The following is a 13,038-nucleotide window of genomic DNA, read 5'->3' on the forward strand; positions in this document are numbered from 1 at the left end:
GCTCGCCGAGTCATACATCAGGCAAATCGGTAGAATCTTGGTCATGGCGCGGTCGTCGGTGACACCCGAGCTCGTCCTGGAGACCGAGACGGGCTTTACCGTGATGGTTCCGGGCCGCGATTACCACGTCGGGCGCGACCCGTCGAGCGACATCGTCATCGACGACGACCGGGTCTCCTGGCACCACGCGGTACTCAGACCCGACCACGGGCACTGGACCATCGAGGACGAGAACAGCACCAACGGCACCTACGCGGACGGCCGCCGCATCCACGAGTGGGACGTCGGCCCCGGCAGTGTCATCCGCTTCGGCAACCCGGCCGACGGACCGCGCGTGGTCGTGAAGGGCCACCCCGCACCGGCCCCGGAACGCCCCTCCGCCGTCTCCATGCCGGCCATGACGAGCACCTACCGGCAGCCCACGACCGTACGGCCGCTGCCCGCCCGCACCGTCCGCATCGGCCGCGCGACCGACAACGACCTGGTCATCGACGACCTGGTGGTCTCCCGCCGGCACGCCGAGCTGCGCGCCCTGCCCGACGGCACGTACGAGATCACCGACCTCGGCAGCCACAACGGCACGTACCTCAACGGCAGCCGCGTCACCAGCGCCCCGGTCGGGCAGGGTGACATCGTCGGCATAGGCCACTCGGCGTTCTGCCTCGTCGGCGACCAGCTCCAGGAGTACGTCGACACCGGTGAGGTCTCGCTCGACGTGCAGGACCTCGTGGTGACCGTCGACCGGGGCCGCAAGGCGCTGCTCGACCACGTGTCGTTCCCGGTGGGGGAGAAGTGCCTGCTCGCCGTCGTCGGCCCGAGCGGCGCCGGGAAGTCCACGCTCCTCAACGCCCTCACCGGCCAGCGGCCCGCCGGCCACGGCACCGTCCTCTACGACGGCCGCGACCTCTACCGCGACTACGCCGAGCTGCGCCAGCGCATCGGCCTCGTCCCGCAGGACGACATCCTGCACGCCCAGCTGACCGTCCGCAAAGCCCTCTCCTACGCCGCCGAACTGCGCTTCCCGCAGGACACCGCCAAGGCCGAACGGCGCGCCCGGGTCGACGAGGTGATCCGCGAACTGGGCCTGGAACAGCGCGCCGAGCAGCCCGTGCACAGCCTGTCCGGGGGCCAGCGCAAGCGCGTCAGCGTGGCTCTGGAGCTGCTGACGAAGCCGTCGCTGCTGTTCCTCGACGAGCCCACCTCCGGACTCGATCCCGGCATGGACCGCTCGGTGATGCACATGCTGCGCGGCCTCGCCGACGACGGCCGGACCGTCATCGTGGTCACCCACAGCGTGCTCAGCCTCGACGTGTGCGACCGGCTCCTCGTGCTCGCACCCGGCGGGAGGATCGCCTACTACGGGCCTCCCGAGGACGCCCTGCCGTACTTCGGTTTCGAGCAGTGGCCGGAGGCCTTCGAGGCCTTCGACCGGGACGCGGACCGGGACTGGGCCGGGGACTACACAGCCTCGCCCTTCCACGGCCGGTACGTCGCCGACGCCACCGCCCAGCCCCGGCAGCCCCGGTCCGGACCCGTCGTCATCACCGCGCCGCCCCGGCCGCGCAGCCGGGCCGCCCAGCTCGGCACGCTGGTGCGGCGGTACGCGGCCGCGCTCAGCGCCGACCGCACCTTCCTGATCATCATGATCGCCCTGCCGTTCGTGATGGGCGTGATGGCGCGCGCCCTGGCGGGCGGCAGACTCACGCTCGACACGGCGATGAACGCCCTGCTCATCCTGTGTGTCGGCGCGGTGCTCACCGGGGCCGCCAACGCCGTGCGGGAACTCGTCAAGGAACGGGTGATCTACCAGCGGGAGCGGGCGGTGGGCCTGTCCAGATCGGCGTACCTGATGTCCAAGGTCGTCGTCCTGGGCGTCATCACCGTGCTCCAGGCGGTGGTGCTGACCCTGGTCGCCCTGCTCGGCGTGGACCTCAACGCACCCGGCGGCGAAGGCGTGCTGATGCCGCCCCTGGTGGAAATCGCGGTCGCCGTCGCCCTGCTGGCGTTCACGGCCATGATGCTCGGCCTGTTCATCTCCGCGCTGGTGCGCAAGGAGGAGGTGACGATGCCGCTGCTCGTGCTCATCGCCATCGTCCAGGTCGTCTTCTGCGGTGCCCTGCTGAAGCTGGACGGAGTGCCCGGGCTCGAACAACTCGGCTGGCTGGTCCCGGCGCGCTGGGCGCTGGCCGCGATGGCCGGCACCGTCGGGCTGGCCCGGATCGTGCCGGACGACCTGACGAAGGACCCGCTCTTCGAGCATTCGGCGGGCACGTGGCTGCTGGACGTCGGGATGCTGCTCGTGCTGTCGGCGCTCTTCGGCTTCCTGGTCTCCCGGCTGCTGCGCCGGCACGAACCGGCCGTGATGCGGAAGTAGGCAGCGCCTGTGACGACTCCTGGATTCCGCCCCACGCACGTCGTCCCGCAGAACGGGATGCCGGCCTGGGAGGCCCCCGACCCGTCCCGGCCCACGGTGGACCTGGACCCCCTGCTGCCGGTGCAGCTGCTGGAGCGGCAGGGCGACTGGGGGCACGTGCTGTGCTTCAACGGCTGGTCGGCGTGGGTCGACGGCCGCCGCCTGGTCCCCGTACCGCAGGATCCGCCCGCCGCGGACGGACCGCTCACCCGCAGCGCCGATCCGCGTCCGCTGCTGGGCCGGGCGCAGGAGGCCCTGGCGCGCTACCGGTCCGCGGTCGAGGACCTCGCGGCCGGTGCGGACCGGGAGTCCTTCCACGTCCGCACCCGCGGGCTGCGGATCGGCGTCGTCGTCGACGGCGAGTCCGTGTGGCTCTACGACGCCGCGCACGGGCACTGGGTGTACGCCGAAGGCACCCGGGCGACCACGTACGCGACGGACGAGACGCCGCGGTCCGACCCGGAACCCCGCCCGGCCGAGCCCCCGGCCCCGGCGCGCACGCCGACGCGGGTCGTGCCGGCGGACGCCATCGAGGAGACGCCCCGGGAGCAGCAGCCGGGCCGGCCGACCCCGCCGACCGAGACACCGCCCACCCGGGCCGCACCACCGCGGCCCGCGCCTCGTGAGGCGCCGGAGCCGACGCGGGTGGTGTCACCGGAGGTTACCGAGCCACCTCGTGAGGCGACCGAGCCGACGCGGTTCGTGTCTCCTGAGGTTCCCGAGCCCACACGGGTGGTGTCACCTGAGGCGCCCGAGCGCACAGGGGTCGTGTCCCCCGAGGGGGACCGCGAGTCGGCTTCGGAGGAGGCCGCCGGGCCCGGCGAGGCGCCGCCCACACGGGTCGTGGAGTCAGAGCCCACCCGGATCGTGTCGCCCGAGGGTGACGTCCGTTGAGCCGCGAGACGAGTCTGTTCTCGGGGCGGCCCTCCGAGCTGGTCGGGCAGCAGATCGCCGGGTACCGGATCGAGCAGGAGATCGGGCGCGGCGGCATGGCCGTGGTCTACCGGGCCAGGGACCTGCGTCTGGAGCGCACCGTCGCGCTCAAGCTGCTCGCCCCGGAGCTCGCCCGCAACGACACGTTCCGGCGCCGCTTCACCCACGAGTCCCGGGCCGCCGCCGCGATCGACCACCCGCACATCGTGCCGGTCTTCGAGGCGGGCGAGACGGATGGTGTGCTGTACATCGCGATGCGGTTCGTCGCCGGCAGTGACCTGCGTCATCTCCTGGACCGGGAGGGCCCGTTGCCGCCCGCCACCGCCGTACGCGTCGCCGCCCAGGTCGCCTCCGCGCTCGACGCCGCCCACGAGCACGGCCTGGTGCACCGGGACGTCAAGCCCGGCAACATCCTGGTCTCCCGCGGCACCGACAGCGACCACCCCGAGCACGTCTACCTCACCGACTTCGGCCTGACCAAGAAGTCGCTGTCGCTGACCGGCTTCACCACGGTCGGCCAGTTCGTCGGCACGCTCGACTACGTCGCCCCCGAGCAGATCTCCGGCAAGCCCGTCGACGCCCGCTGCGACGTGTACGGCTTCGCCTGTGTCGTCTTCGAGATCCTCGCCGGCCACCCGCCCTTCCTCCGGGACGACGACATGGCCCTGCTGTGGGCTCACCAGTACGACGACCCGCCGCCGCTGACCGAGTCCCGCCCCGGCCTCCCACCCCGGATGGACCCGGTGTTCGCCAAGGCCCTCGCCAAGAACCCCGACGACCGCTACCCCTCCTGCCTCACCTTCGTCGCCGCGCTGCGCGCCGCCACGGCCGGTGGCGGAGCCGGCGCCGGGCCCGCCCCCGCCCGGATGGGCCGGCCGCCGGGGGAGGAGGCGCCGAAGCCGCCCCCACGCTGGGCCGAACCGGTCTTCGTGGAACGGACGTAGAACAGCGCCGCGGGGCGGCCGGTGTGCCCGGCGTCAGCCCGCCGACTCGGCGCGCACCTCACCCCGCCGCCGCACGTGCCGCGCCAGCAGCGCCCCGGCGAACCCGGTCACCAGCCCCCACGGGATCGCCAGGCCCACGGCTCCCCACAGCCGGGGTCTGAGGAACAGCTCGCCCGCGAGGCCGCCGCCCAGGTCGCCGATGCCGAGCACGGACAGGCCGTAGTGCGCGGAGATGCGCCCGACCAGGCAGATCATGAACACCGTGAGCAGGAGCGCCACCGCCATGTGCACGGCGTGCTGCCAGGCCCGTATCCGGGCCGGCGACCGGGCCGCCATCACGAACGCGGCCGCGAGCAGCAGCACCACGTCGACGACCAGCAGCCACCACACCCTGCCGTCGTGCTCGGAGAGCGTGCGCAGGTTCAGCTCGGAGATGTCCGGGGTGCGCAGCACCTCGTCGAGCACATGCGGCATCGGCAGCCCGAACGGCCCCTCCACCCGGCCGTTCCAGGTGGCGCCGAGTCCGATCGTCAGCGCGAGCCACACGAGGTTGGGCATGCCGAGCAGGATCACGGCGAAGGTCTCCGCCGCGTGCCCGCGCGTCGCCGCGACCACCAGGGCGACGACGACGCCGATGACGACGTAGGCGAGCAGCAGCGCGACCATCGCGTAGCCGGCCGGTCGCACCGACGTCTGGAAGCGCAGCAGCCCGGCCGGCAACGGGGCGCCGCGCGATACCAGCAGGGCCAGCACCAGCACACCGGCCAGCCACACCATGCCGACGAACACGGACAGTGGAACGTCGGTGGTGAAACCGATCTTCGGAGAGGCGCCGAACAGTTCGCCCAGTTCGCCCAGCGCGTCGTTCCCGAGGGAGATGGCGAAGGTGTGGCGGGCGGCGAGGGTCAGACCGATCAGCGCGAGCAGCCACAGCGCCGCGATCCTGGCGGCCCAGCCGGCCAGCTCCGCCGTACCGGCGACCGCGCGGTGCCGCAGGGGCCGCAGGAAGCCCCAGGCGATCACCAGCGCCCCGGTGAGCGTGACGGACAGCGGGATGACGGTAAGGCCCGCCTGCGTGTCGGCGAGGTCCCCTGCGCTTCCGGAGAGCTTCACGGTGCCCCCGACGGCGGTGACCACGGTCGCCGCGACGACCGGTGCGAACGCGCCGTCCGGGAGGTCCGCCGCCCCGGCCGCCCACAGGCCCAGCGCGGACACCACCGCCATGGCGAGCAGCCCGCCGACCACCGTGACGAGGGCATGCGCCCAGCCGTGGCGGGCCACGGTCCGCTCGCCGGAGGTACGTGCCTGGCCGGAGGAGGTGCGCGAACTCACGCTGCCACGCTAAGCAGCACCCGCGCCGGACGCCCGCCGGGAGGTCCGTCCGCGTCGGCTTGCGAGCCGTACGGGGCCGGGGCACACAATGAATCCGTCGTGAAAAAGCGGCATACACCGGGACTAATCGCCCCGGGTGTGAGAAGGCCGCAGAGAACCCACGCGGGAAGAAGAGTTCGTGAGCGTCGAACCGCCGTCGTCCGGCCGCCCCACAGGACCTCCCTCGGGCCCGCTGTCGGGCCCCTCCCAGCCACCGTCGGGAGGCGGGCCGCCCTCCGAGCCGCCGAGCGGGGGAGGACAGGCACCGGAGCCGCGCCGCCCCTGGTGGGGGTCGGTACCTCGCGTGGCGCTGATCGCCACCGCCGTCGTGGCCGCCGTGATCCTGGCCGTGGTGCTCACCCGGCCCGACGGCGGCGGCACCGGCGCGTCCGACGGCGGTACCGGCACGTCCGAGGGCGAGGTCTTCCTGCAGCCCGCGGCCGACACCGGGCCGGACCCGTTCACCGAGTCCACGGCGAAGGAGAGCTCGGCCTCACCGGTCTCGCCCTCGCCCACTGAACTGGCCACGCAGAACGCCGTCCGGGGCGTCCAGGGCGGAGCGCCCGGCCTGTACGGCGGCACCCGCAACGTCGCCAGCTGTGACGTGGAGAAGCAGATCACGTACTTCGAGGGGGCTCCGGACAAGCAGCGGGCGTTCGCCTCCGTCGCCCGCGTCGACCCGCCCGACGTGCCCGCCTACCTGCGCTCGCTCACGCCCGTGGTGCTGCGCATCGACACGCGCGTGACCAACCACGGCTACAGCAACGGCCGCGCGACCGGTTACCAGGCCGTCCTCCAGGCCGGCACGGCCGTTCTCGTCGACGACCGCGGCATGCCCCGCGTGCGCTGCGCGTGCGGCAACCCGCTGTCCGCGCCGGTCGCCCAGCAGAGCGCGCCGAAGACGACGGGCGACGCGTGGCCGGGGTACAAGCAGTCGAACGTCGTCGCGGTCACGCCCGCCCCCAAGCCGGTCGACGTCTTCGTCATGTGCGAGCCCGACGGCGAGTGGTTCGAGCGCCACAAGGGCGACACGGGCGAGAAGGACCGCAAGACCGAGAAGCCCGACAAGCCCTCCCCGTCCGTGAGCGTCACCACACCGACGTCGCCCGCCGACACGACCTCGACGGAGCCGCCCACGAGTGAGGAACCGCCCACCTCGGACACCGGGACGTCGTCGGAGCCGCCCACCTCGGACACCGGGACGTCGCAGCAGCCGCCGCCTCCGCCTCCGCCCGGGGACGGCACCGGGGGTGACACGACGGACCAGGCCCCGTCCTCCTGACGCGGCCCGGCTCACCCGGCACTGGCACGGACCACCAGAGCGTAGTCGCCGAGACCGAGCAGGTGATCAGCCGGCAGGTCGCCGTGGGCGGTGCGGATCGCCTCGATACGGCCGGTCTCCGGTTCGAACACGACGTCCTGGACCGTACCGAGCCCGTCGCCCGTCTCGGTGAGGATCCTCAGGCCCGGCAGCTCGTGGTGCGGCGGCACCTCGGACGGGGCGGCGGCCGAGCGGACGAGCACGGCGTCCGGGCCGACGGCGTGCAGGGCGCCCCAGGCCAGCACGGACTCCTTGCGGGAGTGCCTGCGGCGCACCCGGACGTGGGTGACCACACCGGCCGGGGCGTCGACCGTCAGGGATTTCAGGACTCCGATCTCGTCCGACTCGGTCAGCGTCAGGACCGGCAGCCCCCGGGCCTGCGAGAACAGCATCACGGCGGCGTCCCCTTCCGGCCAGCGTGGAAGGCCCCGACCCGGGCGGCGAAGGCCGGCAGGTCGTCGGCCACGTAGCGGGTGGCGTCCGCCGGGATCACCAGTGCCCGGCCGGTGACCGTGAGCGTCTCGCCCCGCGGCACGTACACCCGGTGCCGGCGCCGCCCGGAGCCCTGGGCGAGCCCCTTGCCCGCGGCGATCCGGAAGCCCACGACCCGGCCGCTGGTGCCGCCCTCGACGACCACGTCGAGGACCGTGCCCACCTCGGCGCCCTCGTCGGTCAGCACCTTCGCGTGCAGCACCCGGCCCTGCTGGGCCTCCCGGCGGGCCACCGCGACGGTCGTCTCCGCCAGGGCACCGGCGTCGACGATCATGACCGCGTCGTGGCCCAGCGAGTGCACGGCCGTCCAGGGCAGGCTCTGCTTCAGCGGGCCCGACAGCAGTCCCCGGCCGCTGAGCGTGAAGCCGGTGACCCGCCCGGCGGCAGTGTCGAAGAGGGTGTCCTTGACCTGGGCCACGACGTCGCCGCCCAGGGTGACCACCGGCAGGGTCGTCAGGCTCCGTGCCGCCCTCAGCTCGTTCATCGCACGACCTCCCCGGGCGGGCCCGTACCGCGATGACCGTCCCCGGCGCCGGACGCCGGACCCGGTTCCTACCGGGTGCCCCACGGACAGGGGACAATGCCCGGGGCACCGGACGGGCCGAAGACCTGTCAGGACTGCGAAGCCCGGCTCGGGGTACGAGCACTGTGCAGAGCGTCCGGCCAGTCCGGCTTCCCAGAGAGAAACCAATGATCGACCACCTGGACGGGGCAGTGATACCGACTGGTTTCGACGTGCCCGTGGAACCGCTGAGGCGGGCGGCACACTACACCGGCGAGCAGGGCTGCATCGCCGAGGCGCGGTCCTTCGCCGCGCTCTTTCTCGACCAGCTCAGGACCGAGTGGTGCGCGCGCATCGACGACCGGGCCTGCGGGGCGGTGCAGCTCGTCGTGAGCGAGCTGGTCACCAACGCCGACCGGCACAGCAACGGGCCGTACATCCTGGAGCTCGTCGGCACGGACACCGCGGTGACGGTGTCGGTCTACGACAGCAGCTCCGCACTGCCCCGCATCTTCCCGCGCAACCCCGAGCGCGTCGGGCGGCACGGCCTGGAGATCGTCCACGCGCTCGCGGAGCAGGTCAGCGTGGAGCGGGTGCCGGTGGGCAAGCGGGTACGCGCCGTGCTGCCGCTCACCGACGGCACCGATGACTGAGCCGTCCACCGGCGGATGAGCCGTCCGGAGCCGCGGATCCACGGAGCCGGGACAGCGGCGGGTGCCGTCCCACTCCCGCATGTGGGGACGGCACCCGCTGGTCCGCCGGCCGCGTCAGGCGCAGCCGAGCTCGCCCAGCATGCCCTCGCGCAGTCGCGTGATGATCCGCTTGATCAGGCGGGAGACGTGCATCTGCGAGCAGCCCAGCCGCTCCCCGATCTCCGCCTGGGTGGCCTCCTCCACGAACCGCATGTGGAGGATCTGCCGGTCGCGCTCGCTGAGCTCCGCCATCAGCGGGGCCAGCGAGTGGAAGTCCTCGACGAGCCGCAGCCCGTCCTCCTCCACGCCGATGAAGTCGGCCAGCACCGCCTCGCCGCCCTCCGGACCGTCGCCGGTGAGCGCGGCGTCCAGCGACGACGAGTTGTACCCGTTGGCGGCGATCTGTCCCTCGACGACCTCCTTCTCGGAGATGTTCATCAGGGTGGCCAGCTCGGTGACCGTGGGCTCGCGGTCCAGCCGGCTGGCGAGTTCCTCGCGGGCCTTGGCCAGCTCCACGCGCAGTTCCTGAAGCCGCCGCGGTACGTGCACCGCCCACGTCGTGTCCCGGAAGAACCGCTTGATCTCACCGACGATGTACGGCAGTGCGAAGGAGGTGAACTCGACCTCGCGCGACAGTTCGAACCGGTCGATGGCCTTGATCAGACCGATCATGCCGGTCTGGACGATGTCCTCCATGTCGTCGCCGCGGCCCCGGAACCGGCCGGCCGCGAACCGCACGAGCGACATGTTCATCTCGATCAGCGTGTTGCGCGCGTACTGGTACTCGTGCGTGCCCTCTTCGAGTTCCGTCAGGCGCTGGAAGAACTGACGGGACAGCTCCCTGGCGTCCCGCGGAGCCACGGAGCGCGGGTCCACGACTCCCGGCAGCGCTCCGTCACCCGTGCCGGCCTCCGCGTTCTCTTCGACGACCTGTGCCTGCGACCGGATCACGGCGGTCTCCATTACCTCTCCCCATGAGCGTCACGGTGGACATCTGCCTAGGTGCTTCCGGGTTGCGGGTACCCGGTTCCGTGCTACACATGCGCGGCGATCCGCCGAGCGGCGGAAAATCGCGGAGAGGGAGCTTTTCCCGCGAGCGGCGGGCGGAGCCACGGTCGCCCAACGCCGCCCGGCGTACGGCCCGTTCGGCGATTCCACCCAGAGCGGAACGCCGCCCCCTTCCCCTGGCGACCACGGCTCCTAGGCTGGAGAAGTGAGCAACCACGTGCCGAACGAAGCCCGCGTCATCCCCCTGCGCCCGTCCGGCGCGCGCCCCCAGGCCGCCCGTCCGGCCACCGCTCCGCCACGCCACGGACCGCCGGCCCCCGCCCCGAAGGAGCCCCTGTGGCGCGACCTGGTCGGTGACGTGCTGCGGCGCGAACGCCTCGCGCAGGAGCGCACCTTGAAGGACGTCGCCGACGAGGCACGGATCTCCATGCCGTACCTGTCGGAGGTGGAGCGCGGCCGCAAGGAGGCCTCCTCGGAGGTCCTCGCGGCCGCCGCCCACGCCCTCGGACTGAGCCTCGGCGACCTGCTGTCGAGGGCGCAGGGCGAACTGACCCGCGTCACCTCCCGGTACACGGGCGGCAGTCGCCGCGGGGCGTCCACCTCGTCGTACGACGGACTGTGCATGGCAGCCTGAGCCCGGTGGGCCGGCCGGCGCCTCAGACCCGCACGAGACGCCGGCTGAGCACCTCGTCGGCGAGCCCGTAGCCCACCGCCTCCTGCGCGGTGAACACCTTGTCGCGGTCCATGTCGGCTCGCAGGGTCGCCACGTCGTGGTGGGTGTGCCGGGACAGCACCTCCTCCACCTGGGAGCGGATCCGCACCATCTCCTTGGCCTGGAGCGCCAGGTCGGAGACCATGCCGCGCTGCCCGCCCGTCGCCGGCTGGCCGAGCAGCACCCGCGCGTGCTCCAGCACGAACCGCCGCCCGGGGTCCCCGCCGGCCAGCAGCACGGCCGCGGTGGAGGCCGCCTGTCCGACGCAGCACGTCGAGATCGGCGTCCTCACGTAGGACATCGTGTCGTAGATGGCCATCAGGGAGGTGAACGAGCCGCCGGGGGAGTTGATGTAGACCGAGATCTCGCTCTCCGGCGCCGACGACTCCAGATGCAGGAGCTGTGCGATGACGACGTTGGCGACGCCGTCGTCGATCTCGGTGCCGAGGAAGATGATCCGCTCGTTGAGCAGCCGGCTGAAGACGTCGAAGGACCGCTCGCCCTGCGGGGTCCGCTCGATGACGTTCGGAATCGTGTAGCTCCCCATCACTGCAGCCCCATCTTGCGTCGCGTCGTGGCCGGGCGGACGTCCGCGAGGGATTCCACGACCCGGTCCACCATCCCGTACTCCCTGGCCTCCTCGGCCGTGAACCACCGGTCCCGGTCGCCGTCCCGGGAGATCGTCTCCGGGCTCTGGCCGGTGTGCTCGGCGGTGATCCGCTCGATGGTCCGCTTGGTGAACTCCAGGTTCTCCGCCTGGATCTCGATGTCGGCGGTGGTGCCGCCGATGCCCGCCGACGGCTGGTGCATCATGATCCGCGCGTTCGGCAGGGCGTAGCGCTTGCCCGGCGCGCCGACGCTGAGCAGGAACTGGCCCATGCTGGCCGCGAAGCCCATCGCCAGGGTCGAGACGTCGTTCGGGATGAGCCGCATCGTGTCGTAGATGGCGAGCCCCGCGTGCACCCCCCCACCGGGGCTGTTGATGTACAGGCTGATGTCGGTGCGCGGGTCCTCCGCGGAGAGGATCAGCAACTGGGCGCAGACCCGGTTCGCGGAGACCTCGTCCACCTGCGTGCCCAGCAGCACGATGCGCTGTGCGAGCAGCTGGGCGGCCAGATGGTCGTCGAACCGGGTCGGAGGGGTGTCGCCCTCCTCCGCCCGCGGGGCGAGTGTCGTGAGTGGAGTCATCGGTTCTCCTCGTCGTGGCAGGAAGGCCGCGGACGGGCCGCGGATGTGCCGTCGACTCCACTCTTGACCTCGGACGATGCCCGGGGACGGATTCTCTGCCCTCGGCAGATCCGCTCCCGGCAGAGCCCGCGCCCGTACGGCCGTCTCAGCCCTTCGCGCGCAACTCCCGGAAGAACGCCCGCACGTCGCCGACCAGCAGGTCGGGTTCCTCCATCGCCGCGAAGTGCCCGCCGCGGTCGAACTCCGTCCAGCGCACGAGGTTCTCGGTGCGCTCCGCCTTGTGCCGCAGGGGGAGCTGCGGTTCGGCCGGGAAGAGGGCGAGTGCCGTCGGCGCGACCGACGGCTCGGCGGGCCGGGCGGCGCGGCCCGTGGCGTGCGCCCGCTCGTAGTAGATCCGGGCGGACGAACCCGCCGTCCCGGTCAGCCAGTACAGCATCACGTTGGTGAGCAGCCGATCCCGGTCGACCGCCTCCTCCGGCAGCTCGTCCGAGTCCGACCACTCCCGGAACTTCTCGACGATCCAGGCGAGTTGGCCGACGGGTGAGTCGGTGAGCGCGTACGCCAGGGTCTGCGGCCGGGTCGACTGGAGCACGGCGTACCCCGTGCCCTCGCTGGTGTGGTCGCGCCAGCGCCGCCACGAGGTGAGGGCGCGCTCGCGCTCCTCGGGGCCGAGCGCGTCCAGCTCCTCCGGCGTCGGCTCGGTGGCCTGCTGGCTGCCCGGCAGCAGGTTGAGATGTACACCGAGCACGCGGTCGGGATGGGCCCGCCCCAGTTCGCGGGTGATCGCCGCACCCCAGTCGCCGCCCTGCGCGCCGAACCGTTCGTAGCCGAGCCGCCGCATCAGCTCGGCCCACGCGTCGGCGACCCGGCCGCCCTCCCAGCCCGTCTCCCGCGTCGGCCCGGACAGCCCGAACCCCGGGATGCTCGGCACCACCACGTGGAACGCGTCGGCGGGATCACCCCCGTGCGCGACGGGATCGGACAGCGGGCCGACCACGTCGAGGAACTCCACGATCGAGCCGGGCCAGCCGTGGGTGATGATCAGTGGCGTGGCCTCCGGCTCGGGGGACCGGACGTGGGCGAAGTGGACGGTCGCGCCGTCGACGGTGGTCGTGAACTGCGGCCACTCGTTCAGCCGCGCCTCGGCGGCCCGCCAGTCGTACTCGTGCCGCCAGTACCGGACCAGCTCGCGCAGATACGCCGTCGGCACGCCGTACGCCCATCCCGTGCCGGGCAGTTCGTCCGGCCAGCGGGTCCGGTCGAGCCGGTCGTGGAGGTCGTCGAGGTCGCTCTGCGGTACGGCGAGGCGGAAGGGCCGGATGCCGCTGTCGGAGTGCGTGGACGTCGTCATGACCGCGATGCTAGGGGGGACCGGGACGCCGCCCCGCCGAGAATTCCGGTCGTCCGGCCGATGAGTTTCCCGGCGTGGACCGGTCGACACAGATGACAGCGATCCACGCCC

General features: G+C 72.6%; 12 protein-coding genes and 1 pseudogene. 6 read left to right on the forward strand and 7 right to left on the reverse strand.

Annotated features, from left to right (window positions below; genetic code table 11):
* Positions 1 to 43 precede the first annotated feature (43 nt).
* The 3 genes and pseudogenes from GTY47_RS14245 (at position 44) to GTY47_RS14255 (ending at position 4,290) form a co-directional block, all read left to right on the forward strand.
* Entirely contained in the window at positions 44 to 2,374 is a 2,331-nt protein-coding gene (locus tag GTY47_RS14245; RefSeq protein ID WP_010033097.1) for an FHA domain-containing protein, read from the forward strand.
* 9 nt (positions 2,375 to 2,383) lie between these two features.
* Positions 2,384 to 2,866: pseudogene (locus GTY47_RS41845) on the forward strand (hypothetical protein); the annotation flags it as partial.
* Positions 2,867 to 3,303: 437 nt separating this feature from the next.
* Entirely contained in the window at positions 3,304 to 4,290 is a 987-nt protein-coding gene (locus GTY47_RS14255) for a serine/threonine-protein kinase (RefSeq protein WP_010033102.1), read from the forward strand.
* 33 nt (positions 4,291 to 4,323) lie between these two features.
* Here the strand turns inward: GTY47_RS14255 and GTY47_RS14260 are convergent, their stop codons facing one another.
* Positions 4,324 to 5,622: a streptophobe family protein gene (locus tag GTY47_RS14260; RefSeq protein ID WP_010033109.1), complete on the reverse strand. Its 1,299-nt coding sequence runs from the start codon at positions 5,620 to 5,622 to the stop codon at positions 4,324 to 4,326.
* Positions 5,623 to 5,800: 178 nt separating this feature from the next.
* On the opposite strand from GTY47_RS14260, the gene GTY47_RS14265 reads away from it, so the two are divergent.
* Positions 5,801 to 6,943, forward strand: a complete 1,143-nt coding sequence (locus tag GTY47_RS14265; protein ID WP_078602721.1) for a DUF6777 domain-containing protein — start codon at positions 5,801 to 5,803, stop codon at positions 6,941 to 6,943.
* 11 nt (positions 6,944 to 6,954) lie between these two features.
* Here the strand turns inward: GTY47_RS14265 and GTY47_RS14270 are convergent, their stop codons facing one another.
* Positions 6,955 to 7,374 carry a PRC-barrel domain-containing protein gene (locus tag GTY47_RS14270; RefSeq protein ID WP_202458269.1) on the reverse strand — a complete coding sequence of 140 codons (420 nt, stop codon included), beginning with the start codon at positions 7,372 to 7,374 and terminating at the stop codon, positions 6,955 to 6,957.
* Positions 7,374 to 7,958: a PRC-barrel domain-containing protein gene (locus GTY47_RS14275; protein WP_010033120.1), complete on the reverse strand. Its 585-nt coding sequence runs from the start codon at positions 7,956 to 7,958 to the stop codon at positions 7,374 to 7,376. The genes GTY47_RS14270 and GTY47_RS14275 overlap by 1 nt, the downstream gene beginning before the upstream one ends.
* A gap of 206 nt (positions 7,959 to 8,164) precedes the next feature.
* Between GTY47_RS14275 and GTY47_RS14280 the strand changes: the two genes are divergently transcribed.
* On the forward strand, positions 8,165 to 8,629 hold the full coding sequence (locus tag GTY47_RS14280; RefSeq protein ID WP_010033123.1) for an ATP-binding protein: 465 nt from the start codon (positions 8,165 to 8,167) through the stop codon (positions 8,627 to 8,629).
* A gap of 114 nt (positions 8,630 to 8,743) precedes the next feature.
* On the opposite strand, the gene GTY47_RS14285 is transcribed toward GTY47_RS14280, so the two are convergent.
* Positions 8,744 to 9,631 carry an RNA polymerase sigma factor SigF gene (locus tag GTY47_RS14285; RefSeq protein WP_010033125.1) on the reverse strand — a complete coding sequence of 296 codons (888 nt, stop codon included), beginning with the start codon at positions 9,629 to 9,631 and terminating at the stop codon, positions 8,744 to 8,746.
* A gap of 250 nt (positions 9,632 to 9,881) precedes the next feature.
* On the opposite strand from GTY47_RS14285, the gene GTY47_RS14290 reads away from it, so the two are divergent.
* A complete protein-coding gene (locus tag GTY47_RS14290; RefSeq protein WP_029180708.1) occupies positions 9,882 to 10,310 on the forward strand; it encodes a helix-turn-helix transcriptional regulator in 429 nt (142 codons plus the stop codon).
* Between the two features lie 22 nt (positions 10,311 to 10,332).
* Here the strand turns inward: GTY47_RS14290 and GTY47_RS14295 are convergent, their stop codons facing one another.
* The 3 genes from GTY47_RS14295 to GTY47_RS14305 all read right to left on the reverse strand — a co-directional run bounded on the left by GTY47_RS14295 (position 10,333) and on the right by GTY47_RS14305 (position 12,927).
* The gene (locus GTY47_RS14295) at positions 10,333 to 10,935 is read right to left on the reverse strand and encodes an ATP-dependent Clp protease proteolytic subunit (RefSeq protein ID WP_010033129.1); all 603 of its coding nucleotides are present in this window, start codon (positions 10,933 to 10,935) and stop codon (positions 10,333 to 10,335) included.
* Positions 10,935 to 11,576, reverse strand: a complete 642-nt coding sequence (locus GTY47_RS14300; RefSeq protein ID WP_010033132.1) for an ATP-dependent Clp protease proteolytic subunit — start codon at positions 11,574 to 11,576, stop codon at positions 10,935 to 10,937. Before GTY47_RS14300 ends, GTY47_RS14295 begins: the two co-directional genes overlap by 1 nt.
* A gap of 145 nt (positions 11,577 to 11,721) precedes the next feature.
* Positions 11,722 to 12,927: an epoxide hydrolase family protein gene (locus GTY47_RS14305; protein WP_010033136.1), complete on the reverse strand. Its 1,206-nt coding sequence runs from the start codon at positions 12,925 to 12,927 to the stop codon at positions 11,722 to 11,724.
* Between the last annotated feature and the right edge of the window lie 111 nt (positions 12,928 to 13,038).

Origin of the sequence: Streptomyces sp. SID5464 (assembly GCF_009862985.1) — a bacterium.
Taxonomy (GTDB): domain Bacteria; phylum Actinomycetota; class Actinomycetes; order Streptomycetales; family Streptomycetaceae; genus Streptomyces; species Streptomyces chartreusis_D.

What these genes read in the sequence shown, in the direction of transcription:
- GTY47_RS14245 (WP_010033097.1), top strand. Translation starts at nt 44, where the DNA reads ATGGCGCGGTCGTCGGTGACACCCGAGCTCGTCCTGGAGACCGAGACG.
- GTY47_RS14270 (WP_202458269.1), bottom strand. Translation starts at nt 7,374, where the DNA reads ATGCTGTTCTCGCAGGCCCGGGGGCTGCCGGTCCTGACGCTGACCGAG.
- GTY47_RS14275 (WP_010033120.1), bottom strand. Translation starts at nt 7,958, where the DNA reads ATGAACGAGCTGAGGGCGGCACGGAGCCTGACGACCCTGCCGGTGGTC.
- GTY47_RS14280 (WP_010033123.1), top strand. Translation starts at nt 8,165, where the DNA reads ATGATCGACCACCTGGACGGGGCAGTGATACCGACTGGTTTCGACGTG.
- GTY47_RS14285 (WP_010033125.1), bottom strand. Translation starts at nt 9,631, where the DNA reads ATGGAGACCGCCGTGATCCGGTCGCAGGCACAGGTCGTCGAAGAGAAC.
- GTY47_RS14295 (WP_010033129.1), bottom strand. Translation starts at nt 10,935, where the DNA reads ATGGGGAGCTACACGATTCCGAACGTCATCGAGCGGACCCCGCAGGGC.
- GTY47_RS14300 (WP_010033132.1), bottom strand. Translation starts at nt 11,576, where the DNA reads ATGACTCCACTCACGACACTCGCCCCGCGGGCGGAGGAGGGCGACACC.
- GTY47_RS14305 (WP_010033136.1), bottom strand. Translation starts at nt 12,927, where the DNA reads ATGACGACGTCCACGCACTCCGACAGCGGCATCCGGCCCTTCCGCCTC.